The organism is Teichococcus aestuarii, assembly GCF_042651065.1.
Taxonomy (GTDB): Bacteria; Pseudomonadota; Alphaproteobacteria; order Acetobacterales; family Acetobacteraceae; genus Pseudoroseomonas; species Pseudoroseomonas aestuarii.
In genome coordinates this window covers 57,983-83,837 of sequence record NZ_JBHSCH010000002.1, presented here as the reverse complement: position 1 = coordinate 83,837, position 25,855 = coordinate 57,983, and the positions used below count along the sequence as shown (strand labels likewise).

The 25,855-nt window shown below is 73.2% G+C and carries 23 protein-coding genes; 10 read left to right on the top strand and 13 right to left on the bottom strand.

Features of this window, described 5'->3' with window-relative positions; genetic code table 11:
- Positions 1 to 83: 83 nt before the first annotated feature.
- The 4 genes from ACFOY6_RS01625 to ACFOY6_RS01610 form a co-directional block, all read right to left on the bottom strand.
- The gene (locus ACFOY6_RS01625) at positions 84 to 1,790 is read right to left on the bottom strand and encodes an ABC transporter permease (RefSeq protein ID WP_379648556.1); all 1,707 of its coding nucleotides are present in this window, start codon (positions 1,788 to 1,790) and stop codon (positions 84 to 86) included.
- Between the two features lie 97 nt (positions 1,791 to 1,887).
- On the bottom strand, positions 1,888 to 2,541 hold the full coding sequence (locus ACFOY6_RS01620; protein WP_379648554.1) for a flavin reductase family protein: 654 nt from the start codon (positions 2,539 to 2,541) through the stop codon (positions 1,888 to 1,890).
- A 34-nt stretch (positions 2,542 to 2,575) separates the two neighbouring features.
- Positions 2,576 to 3,547 (bottom strand): 2-hydroxyacid dehydrogenase, encoded by a 972-nt coding sequence (locus ACFOY6_RS01615; protein WP_379648552.1) that lies wholly within the window; start codon positions 3,545 to 3,547, stop codon positions 2,576 to 2,578.
- 5 nt (positions 3,548 to 3,552) lie between these two features.
- Positions 3,553 to 4,563: a 2-hydroxyacid dehydrogenase gene (locus tag ACFOY6_RS01610; RefSeq protein WP_379648550.1), complete on the bottom strand. Its 1,011-nt coding sequence runs from the start codon at positions 4,561 to 4,563 to the stop codon at positions 3,553 to 3,555.
- Positions 4,564 to 4,709: 146 nt separating this feature from the next.
- Here ACFOY6_RS01610 and ACFOY6_RS01605 point away from each other — a divergent pair, with 146 nt between their 5' ends.
- Positions 4,710 to 5,498 (top strand): SDR family oxidoreductase, encoded by a 789-nt coding sequence (locus ACFOY6_RS01605; protein WP_379648548.1) that lies wholly within the window; start codon positions 4,710 to 4,712, stop codon positions 5,496 to 5,498.
- On the top strand, positions 5,491 to 6,771 hold the full coding sequence (locus ACFOY6_RS01600) for a hydantoinase/carbamoylase family amidase (protein WP_379648546.1): 1,281 nt from the start codon (positions 5,491 to 5,493) through the stop codon (positions 6,769 to 6,771). Before ACFOY6_RS01605 ends, ACFOY6_RS01600 begins: the two co-directional genes overlap by 8 nt.
- A 52-nt stretch (positions 6,772 to 6,823) precedes the next feature.
- Here the strand turns inward: ACFOY6_RS01600 and ACFOY6_RS01595 are convergent, their stop codons facing one another.
- Positions 6,824 to 9,379 (bottom strand): VCBS domain-containing protein, encoded by a 2,556-nt coding sequence (locus tag ACFOY6_RS01595; RefSeq protein ID WP_379648544.1) that lies wholly within the window; start codon positions 9,377 to 9,379, stop codon positions 6,824 to 6,826.
- 140 nt (positions 9,380 to 9,519) lie between these two features.
- Between ACFOY6_RS01595 and ACFOY6_RS01590 the strand changes: the two genes are divergently transcribed.
- A complete protein-coding gene (locus tag ACFOY6_RS01590) occupies positions 9,520 to 10,041 on the top strand; it encodes a YaiI/YqxD family protein (protein ID WP_109518575.1) in 522 nt (173 codons plus the stop codon).
- Positions 10,042 to 10,087: 46 nt separating this feature from the next.
- Here ACFOY6_RS01590 and ACFOY6_RS01585 read toward each other — a convergent pair whose 3' ends face one another.
- From ACFOY6_RS01585 to ACFOY6_RS01575, 3 genes are all read right to left on the bottom strand, one after another.
- A complete protein-coding gene (locus tag ACFOY6_RS01585) occupies positions 10,088 to 11,065 on the bottom strand; it encodes an aldo/keto reductase (RefSeq protein WP_379633774.1) in 978 nt (325 codons plus the stop codon).
- Positions 11,066 to 11,152: 87 nt separating this feature from the next.
- Entirely contained in the window at positions 11,153 to 13,528 is a 2,376-nt protein-coding gene (locus ACFOY6_RS01580) for a penicillin acylase family protein (RefSeq protein WP_379648541.1), read from the bottom strand.
- Between the two features lie 140 nt (positions 13,529 to 13,668).
- Positions 13,669 to 14,436 carry an IclR family transcriptional regulator gene (locus ACFOY6_RS01575; RefSeq protein WP_109518518.1) on the bottom strand — a complete coding sequence of 256 codons (768 nt, stop codon included), beginning with the start codon at positions 14,434 to 14,436 and terminating at the stop codon, positions 13,669 to 13,671.
- Between the two features lie 186 nt (positions 14,437 to 14,622).
- On the opposite strand from ACFOY6_RS01575, the gene ACFOY6_RS01570 reads away from it, so the two are divergent.
- The 5 genes from ACFOY6_RS01570 to ACFOY6_RS01550 all read left to right on the top strand — a co-directional run bounded on the left by ACFOY6_RS01570 (position 14,623) and on the right by ACFOY6_RS01550 (position 21,030).
- Complete coding sequence (locus ACFOY6_RS01570) at positions 14,623 to 16,074, top strand: N-acyl-D-amino-acid deacylase family protein (protein ID WP_109518519.1); 1,452 nt, start codon at positions 14,623 to 14,625, stop codon at positions 16,072 to 16,074.
- A 69-nt stretch (positions 16,075 to 16,143) separates the two neighbouring features.
- Positions 16,144 to 16,731 carry a LysE family translocator gene (locus ACFOY6_RS01565; protein ID WP_379648538.1) on the top strand — a complete coding sequence of 196 codons (588 nt, stop codon included), beginning with the start codon at positions 16,144 to 16,146 and terminating at the stop codon, positions 16,729 to 16,731.
- A gap of 69 nt (positions 16,732 to 16,800) precedes the next feature.
- On the top strand, positions 16,801 to 18,384 hold the full coding sequence (locus ACFOY6_RS01560) for an alkaline phosphatase D family protein (protein WP_379648536.1): 1,584 nt from the start codon (positions 16,801 to 16,803) through the stop codon (positions 18,382 to 18,384).
- 103 nt (positions 18,385 to 18,487) lie between these two features.
- Entirely contained in the window at positions 18,488 to 19,867 is a 1,380-nt protein-coding gene (locus tag ACFOY6_RS01555; protein ID WP_109518522.1) for a class II 3-deoxy-7-phosphoheptulonate synthase, read from the top strand.
- 20 nt (positions 19,868 to 19,887) lie between these two features.
- Positions 19,888 to 21,030, top strand: a complete 1,143-nt coding sequence (locus ACFOY6_RS01550) for a beta/alpha barrel domain-containing protein (protein ID WP_109518576.1) — start codon at positions 19,888 to 19,890, stop codon at positions 21,028 to 21,030.
- Between the two features lie 35 nt (positions 21,031 to 21,065).
- Here the strand turns inward: ACFOY6_RS01550 and ACFOY6_RS01545 are convergent, their stop codons facing one another.
- The 4 genes from ACFOY6_RS01545 to ACFOY6_RS01530 all read right to left on the bottom strand — a co-directional run bounded on the left by ACFOY6_RS01545 (position 21,066) and on the right by ACFOY6_RS01530 (position 23,510).
- Positions 21,066 to 21,485, bottom strand: a complete 420-nt coding sequence (locus ACFOY6_RS01545) for a DoxX family protein (RefSeq protein ID WP_379648534.1) — start codon at positions 21,483 to 21,485, stop codon at positions 21,066 to 21,068.
- The gene (locus tag ACFOY6_RS01540) at positions 21,482 to 22,291 is read right to left on the bottom strand and encodes an HvfC/BufC family peptide modification chaperone (protein ID WP_379648532.1); all 810 of its coding nucleotides are present in this window, start codon (positions 22,289 to 22,291) and stop codon (positions 21,482 to 21,484) included. The genes ACFOY6_RS01545 and ACFOY6_RS01540 overlap by 4 nt, the downstream gene beginning before the upstream one ends.
- Complete coding sequence (gene bufB / locus ACFOY6_RS01535; RefSeq protein ID WP_379633789.1) at positions 22,288 to 23,145, bottom strand: MNIO family bufferin maturase; 858 nt, start codon at positions 23,143 to 23,145, stop codon at positions 22,288 to 22,290. The genes ACFOY6_RS01540 and bufB overlap by 4 nt, the downstream gene beginning before the upstream one ends.
- A gap of 74 nt (positions 23,146 to 23,219) precedes the next feature.
- The gene (locus ACFOY6_RS01530) at positions 23,220 to 23,510 is read right to left on the bottom strand and encodes a BufA1 family periplasmic bufferin-type metallophore (protein ID WP_109518526.1); all 291 of its coding nucleotides are present in this window, start codon (positions 23,508 to 23,510) and stop codon (positions 23,220 to 23,222) included.
- A 170-nt stretch (positions 23,511 to 23,680) separates the two neighbouring features.
- Here ACFOY6_RS01530 and ACFOY6_RS01525 point away from each other — a divergent pair, with 170 nt between their 5' ends.
- Together ACFOY6_RS01525 and ACFOY6_RS01520 are read left to right on the top strand one after the other, a co-directional pair.
- Positions 23,681 to 24,229 (top strand): sigma-70 family RNA polymerase sigma factor, encoded by a 549-nt coding sequence (locus ACFOY6_RS01525; RefSeq protein ID WP_281262112.1) that lies wholly within the window; start codon positions 23,681 to 23,683, stop codon positions 24,227 to 24,229.
- Positions 24,226 to 24,864, top strand: coding sequence for an NrsF family protein (locus ACFOY6_RS01520; protein WP_379648530.1), 639 nt, complete (start codon positions 24,226 to 24,228; stop codon positions 24,862 to 24,864). The genes ACFOY6_RS01525 and ACFOY6_RS01520 overlap by 4 nt, the downstream gene beginning before the upstream one ends.
- Positions 24,865 to 24,883: 19 nt before the next feature.
- Here ACFOY6_RS01520 and ACFOY6_RS01515 read toward each other — a convergent pair whose 3' ends face one another.
- Positions 24,884 to 25,609: a prephenate dehydrogenase/arogenate dehydrogenase family protein gene (locus ACFOY6_RS01515; RefSeq protein ID WP_109518529.1), complete on the bottom strand. Its 726-nt coding sequence runs from the start codon at positions 25,607 to 25,609 to the stop codon at positions 24,884 to 24,886.
- Between the last annotated feature and the right edge of the window lie 246 nt (positions 25,610 to 25,855).

Below are 25,855 nucleotides of genomic sequence, written 5' to 3'. Positions count from 1 at the left end.
AGAAAAAAGAAACCTGGGGGAAGGAATTCCCCCAGGCCCCCATCTTCTTTCTGCAAGGGCCGGCGGACGATGTCCGCCGGCCTTCAATCCTTCCGGTGCATCGCCTTCACCAGCACCAGGACGGGGACCAGGCCCACCGCCACGATCAGCAGCGCCGCCGTCGAGGCCTCGGCCAGCCGCTCGTCGGAGGCCAGGTTGTGCACCCGCACAGCCAGGGTATCGAGGTCGAAGGGGCGGACGATGAGGGTGGCGGGCAGCTCCTTCATCGTGTCCACGAACACCAGCACGGCGGCGGTGAGCAGCGCGCCGCGCGCCAGCGGCGCCTCCACCCGGCGGATCGCCTCGCCCGGGCCACAGCCCAGCGTGCGGGCGGCCTGGAACAGGCTGGGCTTGAGGCGGGCCAGACCGCTCTCCACCGCCGACTGCCCCACGGCCAGGAAGCGCACCACATAGGCGAAGACCAGCGCCACCATGGTGCCCGAGAGCAGCAGCCCGGTGGAGAGGCCGAACTGCGCCCGCATCCAGCCATCCAGCGCGTTGTCGGCCAGCCCGAAGGGCACCAGCGTGCCGACGGCGATGACCGAGCCCGGCACCGCGTAGCCCAGCCCCGCCACCCGGTTGGCGATGCGGGAGAGGCGCGAGGGATAGAGCCGCAGCCCCCAGCCCAGCAGCGCCGCCAGCGCCACGCCGATCAGCGCCGTGGTGCCGGCCAGCAGCAGCGAGTTGCGGGCGAAGGGCAGGTAGCGGTGCGGCGCCAGCGCGTCGCCCTGCTCCACCATCAGCCAGAGCAGCCCGCCCGCCGGGATGGCGAAGCCCACCAGCACCGGCAGGGTGCAGAAGGCGGTGGCCGCCCAGGCCTTCACGCCATGCAGCGCCACCGGCCGCAGCGGCGGCTGGCGGGTGGTGGTGGGGTGGTAGCGGCGCCCGCCGCGCGAGGCGTGCTCGGCCAGCAGCAGCAGCGCCACCACGCCCATCAGGCAGGCGGCGAGCTGGCTGGCGGCGCCGCGGTCGCCCATGCCGAACCAGGCCTCGTAGATGCCGGTGGTGAAGGTGCGGACGGCGAAGTAGTCCACCGTGCCGAAATCGGCCAGCGTCTCCATCAGCACTAGGCCGGTGCCGGCGGCCAGCGCCGGCCGCGCCAGCGGCAGCGCCACCCGCAGGAAGGTGCGCGGCAGGGAGAGGCCGAGCGTGCGGCTGGCCTCGATCAGGCAGGTGCTCTGCTGCAGGAAGGCGGCGCGGCAGAGCAGGTACACGTAAGGGTAGAGCACGGCGGCCAGCATCAGCGCGGCGCCGGGCAGGCTGCGGATCTCGGGGAACCAGTATTCGCCCCAGCGCAGCCCGGTGGCGTCGCGAATGGCGGTCTGCACCGGGCCGGCGCCATCCAGCAGCCAGGTGTAGAGATAGCCGCAGACATAGGCCGGCATGGCCACCGGCAGCAGCAGCGCCACCTCCAGCGACTTGCGGCCGGGGAAGCGGCAGGCGGTGACCAGCCAGGCGCAGACCACGCCCGTGCCCGCCGCCATCACCGCCACCAGCGCGCCCAGCTGCAGCGAGTTGCCCAGATAGGGCAGCAGGTTGGTCCGGGCGATATGGTGCCAGACCTGGTTGTCGCCGCCGCCGAGCAGGGGGGCGGCGGCGCTGGCCAGCACCGCCAGCACGGGCAGCGCCACCAGCAGGGCGACGAGCCAGCCGGCGCGCGCCCAGAGCGGCACGCGCCGCCGGGGCGGCTGCCGCGCCGGGGCGCCGGCCTGGGTGACGGGATGGGGGGAGGGGAGAGTTGTGATTGACACGCGACTGCGACTGCTTTTCAGCCGCGTTAGCACCGGCCCCCCGCCGGTGCAAAGGCAATCCCGCCCCGCGGTGCCCCAGGGAGGCGGCGTGGGGCGGCTACTCGGCGGCGCCGGCCTTCCGGGCCTGCCACTCCGCCAGGGTGGTGCGCGGGATGTCCACCCGGTCCCGCGTGCGGGTGTACCAGCCGCGGCCGTGCATGCGCCCCAGCAGGTCCAGCTTCGGGGTGTCGATGTAGTATTTCTCGGCGTTCAGCACGCAGTCGTCGCGGACATGCAGCGCCAGCACCCGGCCCAGCACCAGCGTGTGGTGGCCGACGGGCACGAGCTGGAAGGTCTCGCACTCCATCGCCACCGGGCTCTGGGCGATGCGCGGCGGCGCCACGCGGGTGCTGGCGGCCTTTTCCAGCCCCACCTCCTCCAGCTCGTCCACCCCGGGGGGGAAGTCGGTGGCGGTGGCGCTCATCGCCGGCCCCATCGCCTCGTTCACCAGGCAGACGACGAACTGGCCGGTGGCGCGGATATTGGCCAGCGTGTCCTTGGCCGGGGCGTCGGCGCCCTCGGGGCGCGGGCCGCAGGAGAAGCCCACCACCGGCGGATTGTCGCCGAAGGCGTTGAAGAAGGAATAGGGCGCGGCGTTCACCACGCCCCCCTGGTCCTGCGACACCACCCAGGCGATCGGGCGCGGCACGATGGTCGAGACCATCAGCTTGTAGGCCTCGCGGGTCGGGATCGTCTCGAAGTCGAACAGCATGCGGGGCGTCGTCCTGGCGGAAGGAGGAAAGGGGTCAGCCGACCTTGTGCGGCGCGGGCTCGCCGCGCAGCAGCACGGCGTCGAGGTTGTCGAGGCAGCGGAAGCCCATGGCGTCGCGCGTCTCCACCGTGGCGCTGCCGAGATGCGGCAGCAGCACCACGTTGGGCGCCGTGTGGTAGCCCTCGAAGATCTTCGGCTCGCCGTCGAACACGTCGAGCCCGGCGGCGCGGAGATGGCCGGATTGCAGCGCCGCGCAGAGCGCCTGGTCGTCCACCGTGGTGCCGCGCCCGGTGTTGACCACGATGGCGCCGGGGCGGAGCTGGGCGATGCGCCGGGCATCGAGCCAGTGGCGCGTCGCGGCGCCGCCGGGGATGTGCATCGACAGCACGTCGATGGCGCCGAGGAAGGCGGTGTCGTCGCCATGGTAGGTCGCGCCCTGCTCCTCGGCGGGCGGGAGGCGGTTGCGGTTGCGGTAGTGGATCTCCATGCCGAAGCCGCGCGCCATCTGCGCCAGGGCCTGGCCGATGCGCCCCATGCCGAGGATGCCGAGGCGCTTGCCCTCCAGCGTCACCCCCATCAGCTGGGTGGGCGCCCAGCCGGTCCAGGCGCGGGCGCGCACCAGCCGCTCCGCCTCGCCGCCGCGCCGGGCGGCGGTCAGGATCAGCAGCATGGCGATCTCGGCGGTGGCCACGCTCAGCACGTCCGGCGTGTTGCTCACCACGATGCCGCGCGCCGCCGCCGCTTCCAGGTCGATATGGTCGGTGCCGACGCTGAAGGTGGCGATGATCTTCACGCTCTCCGGCAGGGCGGCGATGGTCTCGGCCCTCAGCGCGTCGCCGGCGGCGCAGAGGATGCCCACCGCCTCACCCTCCGCCGCCGCCCTGGCGATCTGGCTGCCCGACATCGGCACGTCGGCCGGGTTGGGGATGGTGGTGTAGTCCCGCTGCGCGCGGGCCTCCACGGCATCCGGGAAGCGGCGGGTCAGCAGGAGGACGGGCTTGCTCATGCGGCTCAGCTCCAGATCGGGTCGATGGGGGGGTGGCCGGCCAGCACGGCCGCGATGTTGTCCAGGCTGCGGTGGCCCATGGCGTCGCGCGTCTCCACCGTGCCGCTGCCGATATGCGGCGCCAGCGCCACGTTGGGCAGGCCGATGAAGCGCCGGTCGAAGCGCGGCTCGCCCTCGAACACGTCGAGCCCGGCGGCGGCGATGTGGCCATCCTGCAGCCGGGCGATCAGCGCCTCCTCGTCGATCAGCCCGCCACGCGCGGCGTTCACCACCACCGCGCCGCGCGGCAGCAGGGCCAGGGTCTCGTTGTTCAGCACATGGCGGGTGGCGGGGGTGAGGGGGCAGTGGAGGGAGAGGAAGTTGCTCTGCGCCAGCAGGGCGGGCAGCGACTCCACGTAGTGCGCGCCTTCCTCCAGCGCCGGCGGCAGCGGCGCCACGTCGTGATAGAGCACGCGCATGTCGAAGCCGCGGGCGCGCCGCGCCACCGCGCGCCCGATCCGCCCCATGCCGAGGATGCCGAGCGTCTTGCCCCAGACGCGCACGCCGAGGAAATCGCCCATGCTGCGCGGCCCCCAGGCGTCGCGCCGCATCAGCGCGTCGGCCTCGGGCAGGCGGCGGGCGGCGGAGAGCAGCAGGGAAAAGGCGAGGTCGGCGGTGCAGCCGGTCAGCACGTCCGGCGTGTTGGTGACGATGAGGCCGCGCGCCTTGGCCGCCGCCACGTCGACATGGTCGAAGCCCACCGAGCAGGTGGCGGCCACCTTCACCTGGGGCGGCATGGCGGCGATGTAGCCGGCATCCAGCTTGAAGCTGGAGCTGAACAGCAGCGCCTCCGCCGCGTGGTCGCGCAGCAGCGCCAGCGATTCCTCGCGCCCGATGTCGTGCTCCACCGCCAGGACGCCGTCATACTCCGCCGCGGCCCGCGCCGTGACGGCGGGTGGCAGGCGCCGCACCGAGACGAGGCGGTGGCGCGATGCCCCTCCCGAGGGGGGGCTGGGGGGAACGCTGGCTGCGGACATGGCTTTCCGGACTCCCAATTCTTTGGAGGTAGCTTAACCACGTCCCCGGCCCTGGCCAGACCCTCCCTTTCCGCGCCCCCCCGTCTTGCCAGGGGCGGGGGAAGCGTTCACCGTCCGCGCCCAATTCTTTCGGGAGAGTCAGGACCATGGATCTCGGTCTGAGCGGGCGTCGCGCCCTGGTGATGGGGGCCTCGAAGGGCCTCGGCCGTTCGATCGCCGATGCGCTGGCGGCGGAGGGGGTGGCGGTGGCCGTCTCCGGCCGCAGCCAGGAGAGCCTCGACCGCGTGGCGGCCGAGCTGCAGGCGCTCGGCGCGCCGAAGGCGGTGGGCATCCCGGCCGACGTGGCCGAGGGCGCGCAGATGGACCGGCTGGCCGACGCCGCCGTGGCGGCGCTGGGCGGCGTGGACATCCTGGTGCTGAACCATGGCGGCCCGCCGACCTGCTCGGCGCTGGAGATGAAGCAGGAGGACCTGATCACCTGGTTCCAGCGCATCGTCCTCTCGCCCATCCGCATCGCCAACCGGCTGATCCCGGCGATGCGCGAGCAGAAGTGGGGCCGCATCCTGGCGGTGGGCTCCACCGGCATGGTGCAGCCGCTGCCGGGCCTGGCGCTCTCCAACACGCTGCGCGCCTCGATCGTCGGCTGGAACAAGACCCTCTCGGCCGAGCTGGCGGGCGAGGGCATCACCTGCAACATCCTGGCCCCCGGCGCCTTCGCCACCGACCGCACGGCGGAGACGCTGGCCGCCGTGGCCGCCAAGACCGGCAAGAGCATCGAGGCGCTGGTGGCCGAGCGCTCCGCCGCCATCCCCGCCGGCCGCTATGGCGAGCCGCCGGAGTTCGGCCCGATGGCCGCCTTCCTCGCCTCCGACAAGGCCGCCTATACCACGGGCCGCATCCACATCATGGATGGCGGGGCCGTCCGCTGTGTCTGATACGGCTGCCCGACTGAACCTGGTGCCGGATGTCGACCTCGCCGCCCGCATGTTCGACGAGCTGCGGGAGAAGAGCCGCGACGGCGAGGGCGTGACGCGTGAGGCCTATGGCCCCGGCGAGCGCATGGCCCATGCGCTGGCCCGGCGCGAGGCGGAGGCGCTGGGGCTGGAGGTGACCGCCGACCCGGTGGGCAACCTCTACATGACCCTGCCGGGGCGGGACCGGGCGGCGCCGCGCGTGCTGCTCGGCAGCCATCTCGATTCCGTGCCGAATGGCGGCAACTTCGATGGCGCGGCGGGTGTGCTCGCCGGCCTCGCCGCCGTCTCCGGGCTGAAGCGCGCGGGCTTCGTGCCCGAGCGGGACATCGTGGTGATGGCGACGCGGGCGGAGGAGGCGGGGGCCTGGTTCCCCACCTCCTACCCCGGCAGTCGCGGCGCGCTGGGCCGGCTGAAGCCCGAGGAGCTTCAGGTGAAGCGCCAGGACAGCGGCCGGACGCTCGCCGAGCATATGCGCGAGGAAGGCTTCGACCCCGACTTCGCCGCGCGCGGCGAGCGCGTGCTGACGCCGGAGAACACCGCCGCCTTCCTCGAGCTGCACATCGAGCAGGGGCCGGTGCTGGATGCGGAGCGCATCCCGGTGGCCATCGTCACCGGCATCCCCGGCAGCCGGCGGCTGCGCCAGGGGCGGGTGCTCGGCGAGTACAACCATTCGGGCGGCACGCCGCGCCGCTACCGGCGGGACGCGGCCATCGCGCTCGCCGAGCTGGCGGTGGCGCTCGACGAGGAGTGGGCGCTGCTGGAGGCGCGGGGCCACACCCTCGTCGTCACCTTCTGCACCCTGGCCACCACGGCGGAGGCAGGCTTCACCAAGATTCCCGGCGAGGCCACCTTCATGCTGGACGTGCGCAGCGTGAACCCGGCCAGCGTGGACGCCATCTTCGCGGCGCTCGCCCGCAAGGTGCCGGAGATCGAGGCCCGCCGCGGCGTGCGCTTCGAGCTGGGGGCCGAGACCGGCTCGCTGGCCTCGCCCATGGATGCCGGCATCCGCGCCGGCCTGGCCCGCGCGGCGGAGGCGGCCGGCGTGCGCCACCGCGAGATGGCCTCGGGCGGCGGGCATGACGCGGCGGCCTTCGGCGCCGCCGGCATCCCGGCGGCCATGCTGTTTGTGCGCAACCAGAATGGCAGCCACAATCCGCACGAGGCAATGCGGATGGAGGATTTCGCCGAAGGCTGCGCCGTGGTGGCGCACTGGCTGCGCGAGGCCGCCGGCTGAACCGGCGGGGCCGGGAAAATGGCCTCCCGGCCCCGCCTTGCTCCGCAACCGCTCAGAGCGGATCGGAGAAGCGGACGTTGTCCAGCCAGAGATCGGCGAGGCCGAAGGCCGGCTCTTCCTGGTCGGAATAGAGCAGCGCGGCGAAGCCAAGCTGGTAGGTCCCGCTCTCCTCCACCGTGAAGTAGATGTTGCTCCACTGCTGCCCGGTGTCGCTGAAGCCGTAGATCTGGGCGTGCGCCTCGTTCTGCAGCGAGATCAGCGCCAGGCACTCATAGCCTTCCGGCGCCCCGGCCAGCTCGTTCACCAGCCACATGTCGAAGGAGACGACCTGGCCCGCCTCGAGCTGCACCGTCGTCCGGATGCCCGACGCCTCCGAATGCAGCGGCATGGGCAGGCCGATCTCGGCGCCGCCGAAGAAGGCGGTCAGCCCGGCCAGGTCGTTCTCCGGCGCCGCGTCCGGCAGGGCCGACATGAGCACCTCGGCCACGCTGAGGTCGTTGACGTCGAACACCGTGCCGAAGCTCTCCCAGCCCTGCAGCCCGTCCTCGAAGGTGAAGTCGATGCCCGGCTGCTCGTCCGCGCCGGCGATGGTGACGGTGATCTGCGTCTCCGTCCCGTCGGCCGACTGGACGGTGAGGACATCCAGCAGGCTCTCGCCCGCCTTCAGCGCCTGCACCTCGGGCCGGTCGTGGCCGTCGAAGATGTAGATCCAGTCGCCCTCCCGGTCGATGGAGAGGGTGCCATAGGCGCTCTCCAGGACCGCCTCGCGGAAGGAGGACTGGCCGGCATCGGGGTCGGTGACGGTCAGCCTGCCATAGGTGATGGATTCGTCGTCCTCGATGACCGTCCCGGTGCCGGTGCCGCCGAAGACGGGGGCTTCCGGCACGTCGCACACGGTGAGGGTGAAGGGGGTGGTGACGGAAAGCCCCTGGCCGTCATGGTCGGTGGCGGTGACCCGCAGGTGCAGTGTGGCGGCGGCCTCGTGGTCCAGCGCGATGCCGTCCTTCAGCTTCAGCAGGTTGCCGGCCACCTCGAAGCGCTCGTCATCGACGCGGAAGCGGTGCGTGTCGCCGGCATCGGGGTCGACCGCCGTCAGCGTGCCGACCACCGCGCCGGCCTCGTTCTCGCGCAGCGAGAAGCCGCTCAGGCGGATGTCGCGGGGCGAGTCGTTGGCGTCCAGCACCGGCACGGCGAGGCTGCGCTCCGTCCACAGCCCGTGGCTGTCCGTCGCCCGCACCAGCACGGCAATCCCGGCCTCGGTCTCGAAGTCGAGGGAGACGCCCTCCCGCAGCCGCAGCAGGTTGCCGTCCACCACCTCGAAGCGCTCATCCGCCGTGCTGAAGCAGAGGCTGTCGCCCGCATCCGGGTCGGCGGCGGAGAGCCGGCCCAGATTGGCGCCGGGCAGGTTCTCGTAGAGCGGCACAGGGGAGAGGGTGGGGGCGGCGGGGGCCTCGTTGACGTCGCGCACCGCCAGCTCGAAGCGGCGGGTGACGGACAGGCCGCTGGAATCGGTGGCGGTCAAAGCGAGGCACAGCACCGGCTCGGCCTCGAAATCGACAGCGATGCCATCCTTCAGCTTCAGCAGGGTTCCGGCCACCTCGAAGCGGTCGTCATCCACGCTGTAGGTGAGGCCGTCGCCATCGGGGTCCCGCGCACAGACGGTGCCCACCGCCGCGCCCGGCCGCGCCTCCTCCAGCGCCAGCGCGGAGAGGCTGAGGTCGGCCGGCGCCTCGTGCACCGGCCGCGCGGCGCGCGCCTCGCCCAGGCCGTGCATCAGGTAGTGCAGCATCGGGTTCACGCCGGCCTCGGCCACGTCCAGGTTGTCGGCCAGATACTTGCCGCCGTCGAACCCGGCCGAGGGGCTGCGCTGCTCGCGCCAGCCGAAGCGCAGGTAATGCTCCAGCGGGTCCATCCCGCTGGCGGCGACGTCGGGGTTCTGCGCCAGGTAGTGGTCGCGGTCGAACACCGCGTTGGCGGCACGGCCCTCGGCGCGGCCGAACAGCACGTAGTGCTCCTGCGGGTTCATGCCGGAGCGGGCGACGTCGGGGTTCTGCTCCAGGTAGAACGCCGCGTCGAAGCCCAGCACCTCCAGCGCGCCCGGCGTGGCGGAGCGCCCCTCGAAGCGGCCGAAGGCGATGTAGTGCTCCAGCGGGTCGATGCCGGCGGCGGCGACATCGGGGTTGGCGGCGAGATAGGCGGCGGTGTCGAAGAAGGGGGAGGGGTCGCGCCCCTCGCGCCAGCCGAAGACGCGGTAATGCGTCAGCGGGTCGATGCCCGAGGCGGCCACGTCGGGGTTGGCGGCCAGATAGGCCTGGGCGTCGAACAGCCCGCCGGTGGCGCGGCCCTCCTGCCAGCCCTGGCTGGCATAATGCGTATCGGCATCGGCGCCGGAGAGCCAGACATCATGGTTGCGGCTGTAGTACAGGAGGTCCTCGACCAGCAGGTCGCCATCAGCGTCGTCCACCGTGCCATCGGTGAACACATAGCGCCCGCCGGCCGCGGCCCGCACCGGCTCGCCCTCGGGCCCCCACACGGTCACCACGCCGCCATTCCGCTGGATCGTGGCCTCGGTGAGACGGAAATTGAAGGTTGTGGTGTTGATGGACATGCTTTCCCCCGGACCCGCCGGCGTTTCCAGAAAAACCGCCGGCTTTGCCATTTTTTATACAGGGGATATTAATTTATTGTCCGATCAAAATAATGTTTCCAGGACGTCCAATGTGAGACAATGTAAGAATGGTGGGCACCATGACTGAGCCGGATGCCAAGGCGCCGGAGATCTGGATCGACGGCGATGCCTGCCCGGTGCGCGAGGAGGTGTTCCGCGTCGCCGGGCGGCTGGGCCTGGTGGTGCATGTCGTCTCCAACGGCGCGCGGGGCATCCGCCTGCCGGAGGTGCCCTGGATCCGCCGCGTCATCGTGGCCGAGGGCGCCGATGCCGCCGATGACTGGATCGCCGAGCGCATCCGCGGGCAGGATCTCTGCATCACCGCCGATATCCCGCTGGCCTCGCGCTGCCTGGCGCGCGGCGCGCGGGCGCTCTCGCCCAATGGCCGCGTCTGGACCACCGACAACATCGGCAGCGCCCTGGCGGGGCGCGAGGTGGCGCGCCACCTGCGGGAGATCGGCGCCACCACGCGCGGCCCGGCGCCGATGGCGGCCGCTGACAAGTCCCGCTTCCTCTCGGCGCTGGAGACGGAGGTGCAGGCGGCGATCCGGGGCGTGAGCAACCCGGCGCCGGTGCTGTGGCGGCCGGGGCTCGACATCTGAGGCGGCGGGGGAGGCGGGGCTCTCCTCCCGCTTCCCGCCCGCCGGCTCAGGGCGTGGGCGCGTCCGGCGGCAGCAGGGCCTGCTCCTTCAGCGCGGCCCAGAAGGCGGCGGGGATCTCCTGCTTCATCAGCGCGGCGTTCTGACGCACCCGGTCAGGGTGCTTGGCGCCGGGGATCACCGACGCCACCACCGGGTGCGCGGCGCAGAACTGCAGGGCGGCGGCCTTGAGGTCCACCCCATGCTCGGCCGCCACGGCGGCCATGCGGTCGCGCGCCGCCACCTGCTCGGGGCCGGCTTCCTGGTAGTCGAAGTTGCGGCCGCCGGCGAGCAGGCCGGAATTGTAGGGGCCGCCCACCACGATGTGCGCGCCGCGCCCGGCGCAGAGCGGGAACAGCTCCTCCAGCCCCGAGAGGTCCAGCAGGCTGTAGCGGCCGGCGAGCAGGAACACGTCGGGGTCGGATTCCTTCAGGGCGCGAACGCAGGGCTCGGTCAGGTTCACGCCGAGGCCCCAGGCGCGGATCAGCCCCTCCTCCCGCATCCTGGTCAGCTCGCGGAAGGCGCCATCGCGCGCGGTGCGGAAGGCCTCGTCATAGCCGTCGCCCAGGTGGTCGGGGGCGAGGTCGTGCACATAGGCGATGTCGATGCGCCCCACCGCCATGCGCTGCAGGCTGTCCTCCACCGAGCGGCGGGCGGCGGCGGCGGAATAGTCCACCTGCCGGCGGAACATCAGCCCGCTGACGAAGGGCTCGCCGATCTCCGGCTCGACGCTCGGCACCAGCAGCCGGCCGACCTTGGTGGAGAGCACGTAGTCGTCGCGCGGCTTCTCCCGCAGCACGGCGCCGAAGCGGTGCTCGGAGAGGCCGGCGCCATAATGCGGGGCGGTGTCGTAGTAGCGGATGCCGCTTTCCCAGGCGGCCTCCAGGCTGGCCTCGGCGGTGGCCTCGTCCACGCGGTCGAACATGTCGCCGAGGGGCGCGCCGCCGAAGCCGAGCGGGCCGGGCGGGGCGAAGCGTTGGCTGGGCATCGGGCATCTCTCCTGCTGGCGGGGCGGCGCCCGGGCAGGGCGCCGCGCTCAACGGAGAGACGCCGCCCGGCGCCCCGGGTTGCCGGCTCAGCCGGCGGGGACCAGCTCGATGCGCTGCATCTCCATCGCGTCCACCGCCGCGCGCGAATAGAGCAGGGGCACATACTCGCCCCGCGCCCAGTGGGGCGCGAGATCGGCGTAATGCGGCGAGGCCGGGTCGCCCGACTGGCCCGGCGCGTTGATGCAGAGGCTGTTGTCCCATTCGCCGACATCCATCACCAGCCGGACCGAGGCGCCGTAGGTGCAGCGGAAATCGGAGGGGCGGTAGCCGGTGTGCATCGGCGTCGAGGCGCTGCCGCCGACGGGGAAGGGGCCGACATCGAGGTTGCCCGCCTCCGGCGCCACGCCCATCAGCGCGTGGCTGAAATAGCCCTGGTGCAGCCGGCCCCACTGCCACTCGGCCGGGGAGACGCCCATGCGCGCCTCGCAGTCGCGGAAGGCGGCGAGCAGACATTCGGTCAGCAGCGCGTCGCGCGCGCGGGCCGGGTCGGGGCCGAGCCGGGCATCGGGCTGCTCCACGGCGCGCAGCAGGCTCTCCATGTCCTGCGGCAGCAGCAGCGGGCGCAGCGTGGCATCCGGCACCAGCGCCGCCAGCAGGCGCGGCTTCAGGTGCTTGGTGACGAACACCTCGAACAGCGCGGCGGCGGCGCTGTCCGCCTCCAGCCGGTGGTCCCATTCCTCCAGCAGGGCACGCGCGGCCCACAGCTCCGGCTCGCGCCCGCGCGGCAGGGAGAGCAGCAGGGCGCAGAGGCGGCGGGCGGGCAGGGAGGTGACATCCGTCTGCAGGTCGGTGGAATCGGCCAGCGTCAGCAGCGGGCCGCGCGTCAGCGCCTCGCGGATGCGGCGGGCGCGGGAGGCCTCGGTCCACTCATAGCCGAAGGTCTTCCGCGCATGCGGCCAGTCGGCGGGCATGTTCTGCTCGTTGGCGCTGTGCACGAAGCCCTCCAGCGGGTCCACCCGCCAGGGGTATTCCGCCGGGTCCAGCAGGCCGGACCATTCGTGGCTGCCATCGCCCGGCACGGGCAGCAGCCCGTCCCAGTTCGGCCGCTGCGGCGCGAAGCCGGCCGGCGCCCAGGCTACCGTGCCCCCGACATCGGCATAGACCTTGTTGACCGAGGGCGTGCCCCAGCGGCGCAGCGCCTCGCGGAACTCCGCCAGGCTGCGCGCCCGCATCGAGGAGAGGCTGCCGAGATAGGGCGCCGCGCCGGGCTGCGACCAGACGGTGCGGATGGCCACCGCCCGCCGCGCCGCGCGGTCCTCGGCGATGACGGGGCCGTGCCGGGTGAAGCACAGCTCCAGCACCTGCTCCGCCTCGCCCTTCACCGCGAAGCGTTCCTCCACCACCTCCATCGGTTCGAAGCCGCCGGCGTGGCGATAGTGGCGCGGCAGGTCGGCGGCCGTCTCGTAGACATAGACATCCTCCTGGTCCGCGCCATGGATGGTCAGCGCGAAGGCCGCCGTGCCGTTGTGGCCGATGGAGATGCCCGGCACCCCCGGCTCGCCGGCGCCGATGGCGTTGAAGCCCGGCGCCTCCAGATGGACGATGTAGCGCAGCGAGGGCGCGGCATGGGCGCGGTGCGGGTCGGAGGCCAGGATCGGCCGGCCGCTCTCGGTGCGGCTGCCATGGATGGCCCAGTTGTTGGAGCCTTCCATCTCGGCGCCCTGCACCACCTCGCCGAGGTCGCTCACGCCCGTCCAGCGGCGCCAATCCTCCAGCGGCGCGGCGAGGCGCTCGGCCGAGAAGGTGACGCCGGCGGTGGCCAGCTTGAACTGCGTCAGCACCTCGACCCCGAGGGTGGAGAGGTCCAGCCCCTCCGCCCGCACCGGCTCCTTCATCGGCTCCAGGTTCTTGCGCAGCAGGTCGGTGGCGAGGTCGGCGCGGGAGAGGATGATGGCGCGGATCACCTCCGAGAGGGCGTTGCGCGTCAGGCTGTGGCTGCGGATGCGCACCACATCCTCCGCCGCCCAGCGCTGCGGCCGCGTGCCCATGGCGCGGAACTCGGGTGGCAGGCGGGCGGGCTCGGCCTCCACCAGCGCCACATAGGCGTTGATGCCGGCCACGAAGGCCTCGCAGATGGCGCGTGCATCCGGCGCATAGGCGGCGAATTCCGCCTCGATGTCGCCGCGGTAGAGGAACAGGCGGGAGGCGCGGTCCTGCGCCAGGTAGCCGGGGCCGAAATCGGCGGCGAGCAGGCCGAGGCCGCGCTTGCGCCAGAGGTCGATCTGCCAGAGCCGGTCGCGCGCCGCGTTGAAGCCCTGCGCCAGGAACAGGTCGTGCTCGTTCTCCGCCCGCAGGTGCGGGATGCCCCAGCGGTCCACATGGATCGAGGCCGGTTGCCGAAGCCCGGCCACGGCGATGCGCTCATGCGGCGGCAATGTGTCTTTGGGGGTGGTCTCGGTCATCGGTCACGGCGTCCCTGGCAGCGCGAGGGCGGGAGGCTAGAAGCCCGCGCCGCGGGGCGCAATCCGGGGAAAAGCCGTGGCGGGACAAGGCGATATCGGCATGCGATTGCCGCCCCGCCATCCCCGCCGCGCAACGGCCTTCAGCGGCCGCTGCCGCCGCTCAGGGCGCGCGCCGCCTCCAGCGCCAGCGGCGCGAAGCGGGCGGCGAAGCGCGCCGCCGGCCACTCGGCCAGCGAGCCGGCCACATGGATCGCCCCCACCGGCCGCCCCTGCTGGTCGAGGATGGCGGCGCCGATCACCACCTCGCCGATCAGCATCTCCTCCTGCGCCAGGCAGTAGCCCTCGCGCCGGGCCAGGTCGATGCGGGCGGTGATGGCGTCGGGGTCGAGCAGCGTCTTGGGCGTCACCGGGCGCAGATCGGCGCGGTTGAGCAGCGCGGCCACCTCCTCGCGCGGCAGGTGGGCCAGGCAGGCGCGGCCGCCGGCGGCGGTGAAGCTCGGCAGGCGGCGGCCCACCAGCGTGGCGAAGAAGGTCTCCCGCTTGGTCTGCCGGCGCAGCGCGTAGACGATGGTGGTGCCGTCGAACAGGCTGAGGTCGACGCGCTCGCCGGTGCTGCGCTGCAGGTCGATCACCACCGGGGTGGCGCGCTCCACCAGCGGCCGGCTGCGCAGGAAGTCGAAGCTGCGGTCGAGGATCTTGCGGCCTGGCGTGTAGCCGCGCCCGTTGTTGCCGCGCTCCAGGTAGCCGAGCTTGAGCAGTGTGTGGGCCATGCGCTGGGCGGAGCTGCGGTCGATGCCGGAGAGGGCGGCCAGCTCGTTCAGGCTCAGCTCGCCCGGCTGCCGTGAGAAGGCCTCCAGCAGCGCCAGACCCTTCTGCAAGGATTGCACGAACAGCCTGTCGTCCGCCATTTCCGGCCCCTCCCGTTGTGCCGGGCGTCTTGGGGCCATGGCGGCCATGGTGCAAGAGCGAAGGGGAAAAACCCGCCGCTTTCCGCCCTGCCGCCCTGGATCACCGCGCCGGACGGGGGCATGATCCGCGGCCCTGCCGTCCGTTGTTCCCGCGGCTCCGCCGCCTGCCAAGAGGATCTGTCCGCCATGGCGCTCCGCTGCGACCTCATCATCCGCGATGCCACGATCTACGACGGCACGGGGGGGCCGCGCCGGGTGGGCGATGTCGGCGTCAGCGGCGACCGCATCGTGGGGGTCGGCGACCTCGGCGGCATGAGTGCCGACCGCGAGGTGATCGGCACCGGCAAGGCCATCGCGCCGGGCTTCATCGACGCGCACACGCATGACGACCGCGCCGTGCTCTGCGGCCCGGCCTGCACGCTGTGCAAGATCAGCCAGGGCGTCACCACCGTGGTGGTGGGCAATTGCGGCATCAGCCTCTCGCCCATGCGCCACACCGCCAAGCGCCCGCCCGCGCCGCTCGACCTGCTGGGCGACGAGCAGTGGTGGACCTTCGACAGCTTCGGCGACTACGCCCACGCGCTGAAGACGAAGGGCAGCGAGGTGAACACCTACGCGCTGATCGGCCACCAGACGCTGCGCGTCGAGGCGATGGGCGGCGATCCCTACCGCGCCGCGACGGACGCCGAGATCCTGCGCATGCAGACGCGGCTGAAGCAGGCGCTGGCCGAGGGCGGCTCCGGCTTCTCCACCGGCCTCTACTACGCGCCGAATGCCCAGGCCTCCACCGAGGAGGTGATCGCGGTGGGCGAGGCGATGCGCACCATGGGCGGCCTCTACGTCACCCACATGCGCGACGAGGCGGACAAGATCTGCGCCTCGATCGAGGAGACGCTGAAGATCGCCCGCCGCCTCGGCGTGCCGGCGCATATCAGCCACCACAAGTGCTCGATGCCGGAGAATTACGGCCGCTCGGTGCAGACCCTGGCGCTGATCCAGGCCGCCGCCTCGATGCAGGAGGTGGCCTATGACGTCTATCCCTACCCCGCCGGCTCCACCGTGCTGATGCCCGACCGGGTGCGCGACGACCTGCGCACCATCATCACCTGGTCCGTCCCCTATCCGGAGATGGCGGGAAAGGATCTCTCCGAGATTGCGCGCGGCTGGAACACCGACCTGCGCGCCGCCGCCGAGCGGCTGACGCCGGCCGGCGCCGTCACCTTCCAGATGGACGAGGAGGATGTGCGCCGCATCATGCGCCACCCGCTCTCGATGATCGGCTCCGACGGACTGCCGCATGACGAGAAGCCGCACCCGCGCCTGTGGGGCACCTTCCCGCGTGTGCTGGGCTTCTACACCCGCCAGCTCGGCCTGTTCGACATGGAGACGGCCATCCACAAGATGACCGGCCGCGCCGCGCAGGTCTTCGGCATGGTCGACCGCGGCGTGCTGCGCGAGGGCGCCTATGCCGACCTCGTGCTGTTCGACCCCAACACGGTGATGGACAACGCCACCTTCGAGAACCCGGTGCAGATGAGCGTCGGCATCGAGCAGGTCTGGGCCAATGGCGTGGCCACCTTCGCGGGCGGCAAGGAGACCGGCGAGAAGCCGGGCCGGCTGGTCACCCGCAACCGCTGAGGCCTGCAGAGCAGAATCAGAAAGGTCAGTATCATTGACCTTGATGCTGTTTCGCGCTTCGTTGCGGGCATGGAAACGCTGCTGCCGCTGCTGGGCTTCGCCATCGCCGCCTCGGTCACGCCGGGGCCGAACACGCTGATGGTGGCGGCCATGGCCGCGCGCGGCGGGGCGCGGGCGCCACTGCCGGCCATGCTCGGCATCTCGGCCGGCTTCGTGGTCCTGCTGCTGGTGGTGGCGCTGGGGCTGGCGGCGCCGCTGGCGGCCAGCCCCGCGGCGCAATCCGCCATGCGCTGGGTGGGGGCGGGGTGGCTGCTCTGGCTGGCCTTCCGCATCGGCACCGCGCCGCCGCCGGCGCCCGGCGCGCCCGCGCGGGTGATGGGCTTCTGGGCCGCCGCCGCCTTCCAGTGGGTGAACCCCAAGGCCTGGCTGGTGGGGCTGGCGGCCATGGCCGCCTTCTCGGTGCCGGGGGAAGGGGCGCTGGCCGGCGGGCTGCGCATCGCCCTGGCCTTCGGGGTGGTCTCGCTGCCCTGCCTCGCCGTGTGGGTGGCGCTCGGCCTTGGCGCCGGGCGGGCGCTGCGCACGCCGCGCGCCTGGCGCGTGTTCAACGCCGCGATGGGCCTGCTGCTGGCCGCCAGCCTGCTGCCGCTGCTCGGCTGAGGGGCGTCATCCGCCGGTCATGGCCGGCATGGCATGCTGCGCGCCCGCCGACTCCGCCCGAGGCCCGCTATGGACAGCACCGCCCGCCACATCCTGGAGCTTTCCCGCCGTGGCCTGCTGCGCGGTGCCGCGGGGCTCACGGCGCTGGCCGCGCTGCAGCCGCCCGCCGCCCGCCACGCCTGGGCGCAGCCGCGCTTCACGGCCGACCCCTTCACCCTTGGCGTCGCCTCCGGCGAGCCCTGGCCGGATGGCGTGGTGCTCTGGACCCGGCTGGCGCCGGAGCCGCTGGCGGGGGGCGGCATGCCGAGGCGCGCCGTGCCGGTCTCCTGGCAGGTGGCGGAGGAGCCGGAGATGCGGACCATCGCCGCCGAGGGGGTGGCGCTGGCGCGGCCGGAGCTGGGCCATGCCGTGCATGTGGAGGTCTCCGGGCTGCGGCCGGGGCGGCCCTACTGGTACCGCTTCCGCGCCGGCGAGTCGCTCTCGCTCGTGGGCCGCACCCGCACCGCGCCGGCGCCGGGGGCGATGCCGGGGCGGCTGCGCTTCGCCCAGGCCGGCTGCCAGCACTACGAGCACGGCCACTTCACCGCCTGGCGGCACATCGCGGAGGAGCCGGAACTCGACTTCGTGTTCCACTATGGCGACTACATCTACGAGGGCGCCCCGCGCGGCGGCCAGCCACGCCGGCACAATTCCGACGAGCTGTATTCGCTCGACGACTACCGCAACCGCTACGCCCAGTACCGCCTCGACCCCCACCTCGCGGCGGCGCATGCGGCGCACCCCTTCCTACCCTCCTTCGACGACCACGAGGTGCACAATGACTGGGCCGGCGCCTTCTCGGCCGATGACGGCACACGGCATGGCCGGCCCGCCGTGCCGCCCGAGATCTTCGCGCTGCGCAGGCAGGCCGCCTTCCAGGCCTGGTACGAGCACATGCCGCTGCGCGCCGCGCAACTGCCGCGCGGGCCGGAGATCACCGCCTGGCGCGGCTTCCGCTTCGGGCGGCTGCTGGAGGTCTCGGTGCTGGACACCCGCAGCTTCCGCACCGACCAGCCCTGCGGCGACGGCACCGTGGCGCCCTGCGCTGCCTGGGACGACCCGGCGGCGCAGATGCTGGGGCCGGCGCAGGAGGCCTGGCTGGCGGAGCGCCTCCGCCCCGGCCGGGCACGCTGGACGCTGCTGGCCCAGCAGGTGCCGATGCTGCGCCGCGCCTTCGGCGGTGAGCCGCCGCGCCTGTCGATGGACAAGTGGGACGGCTACCCGGCGGCGCGGGAGCGGCTGCTGGCCGGCGCCGAGGCCGCCGGGCTGCGCGACCTGCTGGTGCTCTCGGGCGACGTGCACAGTGCCTGGGCCGGAACGCTGCACCGCGACGCCGCGGAGGGGCCGGCGCTGGGGGTGGAATACGTCGCCACCTCCATCTCCTCGGGTGGCGACGGCTCGGAGCAGCTTGGCACCACGCCGGCGATGCTGGCGCGCAACCCGCACCTCCGCTTCTTCAACAACCGGCGCGGCTACACCCTGCACGAGGCGCGGGAAGGGCGGGTGGAGAGCGCCTTCGTGGCCGTCGCCGCCGTCACCCGGCCCGGCGCGGCGCGGGAGGAGCGGGGGCGCTTCGTGGTGGAGGCGGGAAATCCGGCCCTGCTGCCGGGCTGAGACACGGCTTCCATGCGCTGCGCGGGTGCTTCGGCCGTAGCACTCGGGGGCGTGCTGGGTTTATCCTGCCCGGCCAAGAAATAGTCTGAGGACGCTAAGTGTCATGACGGTGCGCGGGTGGCAGCCCGGAAGCTGGCGAGAAATGCCGATCCGGCAGGTTCCGGACTATCCGGACCAGGCCAGGCTGAATGCGATGGAAGCCAGGCTCGCGAGCTTTCCCCCGCTGGTGTTTGCAGGCGAGGCCCGCAGGCTGCAGCAGGCCCTGGCCCTCGCCGGGCAGGGCCGGGCCTTCGTGCTGCAGGGCGGCGACTGCGCCGAGAGCTTCGCCGACTTCAAGGCCAACCCGATCCGCGACACCTTCCGGGTGCTGCTGCAGATGGCGGTGGTGCTCACCTTCGGCGCCTCGCTGCCGGTGGTGAAGCTCGGCCGCATGGCCGGGCAGTTCGCCAAGCCGCGCTCCTCGGACACCGAGACGCAGGATGGGGTCACGCTGCCCTCCTACCGCGGCGACATCATCAACGGCCCCGAATTCACCCCCGAGGCGCGCATCCCCGATCCCGGGCGGATGGAATTCGCCTACATGCAGTCGGCCGGCACGCTGAACCTGCTGCGCGCCTTCGCCACCGGCGGCTATGCCGACCTGCACGAGGTGCACCGCTGGAACCTGGGCTTCGTCGCCCGCTCGCCGCTGGCCGAGCGCTACCAGGACCTGGCCAACCGCATCGACGAGACGCTGCGCTTCATGGCCGCCTGCGGCGTGGCCTCGGCGCCGCAGATGCGCGAGACGGAGTTCTACACCAGCCACGAGGCGCTGCTGCTGCCCTATGAGGAGGCGCTGACCCGCGTCGATTCGACCACGGGCGACTGGTATGCCTGCTCGGCGCACTTCCTCTGGATCGGCGACCGCACGCGGCAGCCGGATGGCGCGCATGTGGAGTTCCTGCGCGGGGTGAAGAACCCACTCGGCCTGAAGGTCGGCCCGACCACGGATGCCGACGAGCTGGTGCGCCTGACCGAGATCCTGAACCCCGAGAACATCCCCGGGCGGCTGACGCTGATCAGCCGCATGGGGGCGCAGAAGGTGGGCGAGAAGCTGCCGCCGCTGCTGCGCGCCATCCAGCGCGCGGGGCGCGAGGTGGTGTGGTTGTGCGACCCGATGCACGGCAACACCCACACCGCCGGCAGCTACAAGACCCGCTCCTTCGATTCCATCCTGGCCGAGCTGCGCGGCTTCTTCGACGCGCACCAGGAGGTGGGCACCTGGCCCGGCGGCGTGCATGTCGAGATGACCGGCAGCAACGTGACGGAGTGCGTGGGCGGCGCCCACCGCCTGACGGAGGCCGACCTCTCCGCCAACTACGCCACCTTCTGCGACCCGCGCCTGAACGCCGAGCAGGCGCTGGAGCTGGCCTTCCTGGTGGCGGAGGAGCTGAAGGCCCGCCGGCCGGAGGGCGCGGCGCTGCCGCTGATCGCGGCGCAGTGACGCAGGGCCACAACTCGGCGATGGTGGAGGACACCGCCATCGCCCGCCAGACGGACGCCTATTTCAACCGCACCAAGGCCATCGTCGGCCGGTTTGGGGATGCGCGGGTCACCTACGCGGTGTTCATGCGCCGCCCCGTGGTCTCCGCGCCAAGGCTGATGATCGACTGGCTGGAGCGGGTCTCGGCGGCGCGTGGCACGCCCTTCGAGATCGAGCTGGTGCACAAGGAAGGCGAGTGGGTCGGCGCGGGCGACCCGATGGTCTATCTCACCGGCTCCTTCCATGCGCTGGCCGATCTGGAGACGCTCTATCTCCAGAAGCTCGGCCCCGCCTGCGTGGCGGCGCACAACGCCTTCCAGATGGCGCTGGAACTGCCCCGCGCCAGCTTCCTGGCCATGGATGCCCGCCACTGCGCCGGCGCCGAGATGCAGGAGATGATGGCCTATGCCGCCTCGGTCGGCAGCGCCGCGGCGCAGCGCGAGGGGGCGAAGGGCTTCATCGGCAACGCCAACGACGCCACGGCCCACTGGTTCGGCAAGAGCCATGGCTACGGCACCATGCCGCACGCGCTGATCGGCTACGCCCGCAGCACGGTGCGCGCCGCCGAGATGTTCCACGAGACCTACCCGGACGAGCCGCTGACGGTGCTGGTGGACTATTTCGGCCGCGAGGTGACGGACAGCCTCGGCGTCTGCCAGCGCTTCCCCGAGCTGGCGGAGAGCGGGCGGCTGGCGGTGCGGCTGGACACCCATGGCGGCCGCTTCCTGGAAGGGCTGGACCCGGCGGAATCCTACGCCGTGCTGGAACGCCATGTGCCCGGCGCCATCCGCCGCTACCGCTCGGAGACGGAACTGCGGCATCTGGTGGGCACCGGCGTCTCCGCCGCCGCCATCTGGCGCATCCGCGAGGCGCTGGACGAGGCGGGCTTCCCGAAGGTGCGGATCGTCGCCTCCTCCGGCTTCGGCGTGACCAAGTGCCGGGTGATGAACGAGGCGCGCGCGCCGATCGACGTGGTCGGCACCGGCAGCTTCATCCCCAACACCTGGAGCGAGACCTACGCCACGGCCGACATCGTCTCCTATGACGGCGTGGCGCGGGTCAAGCTGGGGCGCGAGTTCCTCCTGCACCGCAACGGCGCCCGCCGGAAGCAGCCGGCCAACTGAGCGGTGCGGGGCCGCACGGCCCCGCACCTCTTTCGTCACCGCGTTGCGGGGCGCGGCGGCACCGGCAGCCAGGCCTCCAGCGCCAGCCGCCCGCCGCCGCGCACCGCCACCCAGAGCAGGCAGGCCGCCCAGACGCCATGCGTCGGCCAGGCGCCCGGGTAGACGAAGAACTGGATCACCAGCGTCATCCCCAGCAGCGCCAGCGCCGCCAGCCGGCTGCCCAGCCCCAGCACCAGCAGCAGCGGGAAGGCGTGCTCGGCCGCCGCCGCCAGCACCGCCGCCACGCCGGGGTCCAGCAGCGGCAGGGCGTATTCGTCGCGGAACAGCTCCACCGTGCCGGGCGCCAGGGCGAAGCCCTCCACCTTGGTGCGGCCGGACTGCCAGAAGATGGCGGCGGGGAAGACGCGGCTGGCCAGCAGCAGGCCATCCTCCAGGGTCAGGGCGGGGCGGTTCATGCGGGGGCTCCATGGCTGCGCGGGCCGCGTTCCTGACGGAAGGCGCCCTGGCCGATGAGGATGGAAAGCACCGAGGGCAGGTCGAGGCCGGGATGCCCGGCGAGGGCCTGCCCGGCGGCCTCACCCAGCGGCCGGCCCGCCGCCAGGGCACGGGCGAGGGCCACCCCCCCGGGCGGCAGGCGGTGCACCAGCACGGCCTGGTGCGGCCGTGTCACCAGCGCCGCCTCCGGCTGCCAGGCGGAGAGGGGCCCGAGCGGCATCTCGCCCACCTGCATCGCCCAGATCGTCACCACCGGCTGCGCCGAGGCCAGCAGCCGCAGCGCCGGGTGGGGCCGCAGCACCCGCCGCTCCAGCCCCGCATCGGCGGTGGCGAGGGCGGCGAGGGAGAGCGGCGGCGCATCGGCGGCATGGAAGGCGCGGGCGCGCGCATCCTCCAGCCGCAGCAGGTCCGGCAGGTAGGGCAGCGCGGCGGCGGGCGGGAAGCCGGCCACGAAGCGCGGGAAGCCGCCGCCATAGGCCAGCATCACCGGCGAGCGCGGCGGGTGGCAGCGGGCATAGGCGGCGGCCATGGCGGCGAAGAAAGCCTCGCCCACCACGGCCTGCCCGGCCGGGTAGCGCGCGGCCAGCGCCGCCACCAGCCCGGATACCACGTTGTTGCGGTGGACGGCGAAGCGCCGCTCCGGCGCCTCGCCCGGCAGGGGGCGCAGCGGCGCTGGCAGCGGCGCCGCCGGGTCCAGCAGCGCGGCGGCGAGCGGCGCCGTCGAGGCGTCGGCCGGCAGCGGCGGGCGGGGGGCGGGGGCGATCATGCCGCCCGCCGTGTCTGGGCCGGTTGCAGCAGCGCCTCGGCCCGCGCTGCCTCGCGCAGCAGCACCGGCCAGGGCGGCACGTCATTGTCCCATTCGATCAGCGTCGGCAGCGGGCCGGTCGCCTCCAGCAGGCGGGCGTAGAGCGCCCAGACCGGGTCGGCCACCGGTGCGCCATGGTCGTCGATCAGCAGCGGCGGCCCCGCCTCCGGGCCGGTGGCGGCGGCATGGCCGGCGAGATGGACCTGCCGCACGGCGTGCAGCGGGAAGCATGCCAGCTCGGCCACCGGGTCGGCGCCGCGGTTGCGCGCGGCGACGTAGAGGTTGTTGACATCGAGCAGCAGGAAGCAGCCGGTGCGGCGGGCGACCTCGGCCAGGAACGCGCCCTCCGGCATGGTCTCGCCGGCGAAGGCGACGTAGCTGGCCGGGTTCTCCAGCAGCATCGGTCGGCCGAGCGCCGCCTGCACCGCGTCCACATGGCGGGCCACCCGCGCCAGGGTCTCGGGCGTGTAGGGCAGCGGCAGCAGGTCGTTGTAGTAGATCCCGTCATGGCGGGACCAGGCGAGGTGCTCGGAGAAGCTCTCCGGCGCGTAGCGGGCGCAGAGCCGGCGCAGCCGCGCCAGATGCGCCCGGTCCGGCGGCGCCATGCCGCCGATCGAGAGGCCGACGCCGTGCAGGGAGAGCGCATGGTCCTGGCGCAGCCGGGCGAGCTGGGCGTGCGGCGCGCCGCCCTGGCCCATGTAGTTCTCGGCATGCACCTCCAGGAAGCCCACCGCCGGCGGCGGGGCGATGATCGCTTCGAAATGCGCCGGCTTGAAGCCGAGCCCGGCGCGGGGAGGAAGGCGGGGTTCGGGCATGGCGGTGCTCCCGGCAGGGGGGCGCAAGGGGGGAAGGGCGGCGGGCTGGCCCGCCGCCACGGGGCCGGCCGGTGTCAGGCCGGGCGCTTGATCGGCGTCAGCGAGCCGGGGCCGTGCGGGGTGCCCATGGTGGTGCAGGTGCCGGCGGGCACCAGCTTCCAGGCATTGCCCTGGTAGTCGACCTTGGAGGTGCCGGCGCAGGTGGTGCCGGGGCCGGCGGCGCAGCCATTCTGCCCGGCCAGGGCAACGCCGTAGCATTTCTCGGTGGCGGCCTGCTGCGCGGCGGCCGGGGCGGCGCCCAGCGCCAGGGCCGTGCCGAGCGAGCCGAACAGCGCGAGGGCGAGGGTGGAGGAGGTGGAAGCCATGGGTCTGTCTCCGTGGTCGGCGGGGCCGGAAGCGGCCCACGGAGGCGGTTACGGCCTGGCGAACCCCGGCATTACACGGCACGGCGGCGGAATATTTTCCCGGCGCCGCGTAACGTCCCGCCCCTGGGCGCCGAACGGAGGCAGGCGCATGCAGCACAGGGGAGGCCGGGCTGACGGAGGATGAGGAATGGTCCGGCTGGATGCAGGCCGGCCTGGCCGGCGACGCCGCGGCCTACCGGCGCCTGCTGGAGGCGCTGACGCCGGTGCTGCGGGCGCGGGCGCGGCGCGGCTTCCAGCGCGCCGGCCTGCCGCCGGCCGAGGCGGAGGACGTGGTGCAGGAGGCGCTGCTGGCCATCCACCTGAAGCGCCACAGCTGGGACAGCGCGCGGCCGCTCGGGCCGTGGCTGGCCGCCATCCTGCGGCACAAGCTGGTCGATGCGCTGCGCCGCCGGCCCGCCGCGGCGCATGTGCCGATCGACGACCTGCTGGAGATCCTGCCCGCCGAGGCACCACCCGAGCCGGTGCGCGGACACGAGCTGGACCGGCTGCTGGCGCAGCTCGGCGCCCGCCAGCGGGACATCGTCCAGGCCCTCACGGTCGAGGGGCTTTCCGCGCGGGAGGCGGCGCAGCGCCTCCGCATGTCCGAGGGCGCGGTGCGCGTCGCCCTGCACCGGGCGCTGAAGACCCTGGCCCTGCTCACCGGAAGGCAAGCCGCATGAACACCACGGAACTCATCAACGCCCTGGTGCAGGACCAGGCAGCGCCGCGCTGGCGCCTGCCCGCCGCGCTGCGCATCGGGCTGGCGGCGGGGGCGGTGCCGGCCGCGCTGGCCGTGCTGCTGTGGCTGGGGCCGCGCGCCGGGCTGCTGGCGCTGCTGCCCGCCGCGCCGCTGCTGCTGAAATTCGCCACCACCCTGGGCCTGGCCCTCTGCGCCCTGGCGCTGACGCTGCGCCTGGCGCGGCCCGACGGCACGCCCGGCGCCTGGCCCTGGGGCCTCGCGACGGTGGCGCTGCTGCGGGCGGGCGGCGCCGCGCTGGAGCGGGCCCTGGCGCCGCCCGCCGAATGGGGCGCCCGGCTGCGCGGACAGAACGCCCTGGCCTGCCTGATCCTGGTCCCGCTGCTGGCCCTGCCGCTGCTGGCCGGGCTGGTGCTGGCGCTGCGCCAGGGCGCGCCGCGCCGGCCGGGGCTGAGCGGCACCCTGGCCGGGCTGGCGGCCGGCGGCGTGGCCGCCGCGCTCTACGCCCTGCACTGCGTCGACGACAGCCCGCTCTTCCTGGCGATGTGGTACGGGCTGGGCATCGGATTCACCGGCCTGCTGGGCGGGCTGGCCGGCCGGATCTGGCTGCGCTGGTAGCGGGCGCCGCGCGGCGGGCTCAGGCGGCCAGCGCCGCCGGCGGCGCGCCGAGCACCGCCGCCATCCGCTCCCGGAGCTGCGCCTTCACCTCCTCCACGAAGGGGTTGTCCTCGGTGATGGTGCGGAACAGCGCCTCGGAATCCTGCGAGACCATGGCGGTGGCACGCATCAGCTGATCGAAGCTGCTGGTGGTGTGGGGCAGGGGCGGCATCTCCAGCCCCGCCACGACGCGGCCGAGCAGATGCGTCAGCCCCTGCACCCAGGCCATCTGCCGGTCATGCGCCTCCGGCGTCATCACCACCACCTCCAGCCCGAGGCGGCGCAGCATCCGCCCCGCCAGCCGCCCGCGCGCGCCGGTGCCGGGGCAGAGCACCAGCCGCAGCCCGGCGATGCCCTCCCTCCCGCTCTGCGGCCCGAACAGGGGATGGGTGCCGAGGATCTCCACATGCGCCGGCAGCAGGGCGCGCAGCGTGGCGAGCGGCCGCACCTTCAGCGAGCAGACCTCCACCACCAGCGCGCCGGGGCGCAGATGCGGGGCGATGGCACGCGCCGCCTCGGCCAGCCGCGCCACCGGCACGGCCAGCACCACCACGGGCTGGCCGGCGGCCTCCGCCAGTGTGGCGCCGCCGGGCCGGGCCGGATCGTGCCCGTGAACGGTGAAAAGCTTTTCGAGATGCGGCCGGGCGAAGGCGCCGAAGGCACCGAGGCCGATCAGGCCGAGAGACGGAAGCGGGGAGGGAGACATGAAAACCTCGGGCTGGGCTGGGCGCCGACGCCGAGGGGATGCTCCTGAAACACACATGCCGCCCGGCGGCGGCATGGTTCGATCTGGCAGGGTCGACCGGGCCGCTCTCTATGGAGAGAGCGGATAATAGGATCGCAGCGAGGGCGCGGCCTTGGTCATGGGCCGACCTTGCGCCCCCGCCGCGAGGCCTGTCAAGCGGCGGGCGGTTTGCGCCGGGGGATCAGATAACTGGCGCCTTGCGCCGGG

What these genes read in the sequence shown, in the direction of transcription:
- ACFOY6_RS01530 (WP_109518526.1), bottom strand. Translation starts at nt 23,510, where the DNA reads ATGGCTTCCACCTCCTCCACCCTCGCCCTCGCGCTGTTCGGCTCGCTC.
- ACFOY6_RS01610 (WP_379648550.1), bottom strand. Translation starts at nt 4,563, where the DNA reads ATGTCCGCAGCCAGCGTTCCCCCCAGCCCCCCCTCGGGAGGGGCATCG.
- ACFOY6_RS01575 (WP_109518518.1), bottom strand. Translation starts at nt 14,436, where the DNA reads ATGGCGGACGACAGGCTGTTCGTGCAATCCTTGCAGAAGGGTCTGGCG.
- ACFOY6_RS01590 (WP_109518575.1), top strand. Translation starts at nt 9,520, where the DNA reads ATGACTGAGCCGGATGCCAAGGCGCCGGAGATCTGGATCGACGGCGAT.
- ACFOY6_RS01570 (WP_109518519.1), top strand. Translation starts at nt 14,623, where the DNA reads ATGGCGCTCCGCTGCGACCTCATCATCCGCGATGCCACGATCTACGAC.
- ACFOY6_RS01520 (WP_379648530.1), top strand. Translation starts at nt 24,226, where the DNA reads ATGAACACCACGGAACTCATCAACGCCCTGGTGCAGGACCAGGCAGCG.
- ACFOY6_RS01560 (WP_379648536.1), top strand. Translation starts at nt 16,801, where the DNA reads ATGGACAGCACCGCCCGCCACATCCTGGAGCTTTCCCGCCGTGGCCTG.
- ACFOY6_RS01595 (WP_379648544.1), bottom strand. Translation starts at nt 9,379, where the DNA reads ATGTCCATCAACACCACAACCTTCAATTTCCGTCTCACCGAGGCCACG.
- ACFOY6_RS01565 (WP_379648538.1), top strand. Translation starts at nt 16,144, where the DNA reads ATGGAAACGCTGCTGCCGCTGCTGGGCTTCGCCATCGCCGCCTCGGTC.
- ACFOY6_RS01555 (WP_109518522.1), top strand. Translation starts at nt 18,488, where the DNA reads ATGACGGTGCGCGGGTGGCAGCCCGGAAGCTGGCGAGAAATGCCGATC.
- ACFOY6_RS01545 (WP_379648534.1), bottom strand. Translation starts at nt 21,485, where the DNA reads ATGAACCGCCCCGCCCTGACCCTGGAGGATGGCCTGCTGCTGGCCAGC.
- ACFOY6_RS01615 (WP_379648552.1), bottom strand. Translation starts at nt 3,547, where the DNA reads ATGAGCAAGCCCGTCCTCCTGCTGACCCGCCGCTTCCCGGATGCCGTG.
- ACFOY6_RS01605 (WP_379648548.1), top strand. Translation starts at nt 4,710, where the DNA reads ATGGATCTCGGTCTGAGCGGGCGTCGCGCCCTGGTGATGGGGGCCTCG.
- ACFOY6_RS01620 (WP_379648554.1), bottom strand. Translation starts at nt 2,541, where the DNA reads ATGCTGTTCGACTTCGAGACGATCCCGACCCGCGAGGCCTACAAGCTG.
- ACFOY6_RS01585 (WP_379633774.1), bottom strand. Translation starts at nt 11,065, where the DNA reads ATGCCCAGCCAACGCTTCGCCCCGCCCGGCCCGCTCGGCTTCGGCGGC.
- bufB (WP_379633789.1), bottom strand. Translation starts at nt 23,145, where the DNA reads ATGCCCGAACCCCGCCTTCCTCCCCGCGCCGGGCTCGGCTTCAAGCCG.
- ACFOY6_RS01515 (WP_109518529.1), bottom strand. Translation starts at nt 25,609, where the DNA reads ATGTCTCCCTCCCCGCTTCCGTCTCTCGGCCTGATCGGCCTCGGTGCC.
- ACFOY6_RS01550 (WP_109518576.1), top strand. Translation starts at nt 19,888, where the DNA reads ATGGTGGAGGACACCGCCATCGCCCGCCAGACGGACGCCTATTTCAAC.
- ACFOY6_RS01580 (WP_379648541.1), bottom strand. Translation starts at nt 13,528, where the DNA reads ATGACCGAGACCACCCCCAAAGACACATTGCCGCCGCATGAGCGCATC.
- ACFOY6_RS01540 (WP_379648532.1), bottom strand. Translation starts at nt 22,291, where the DNA reads ATGATCGCCCCCGCCCCCCGCCCGCCGCTGCCGGCCGACGCCTCGACG.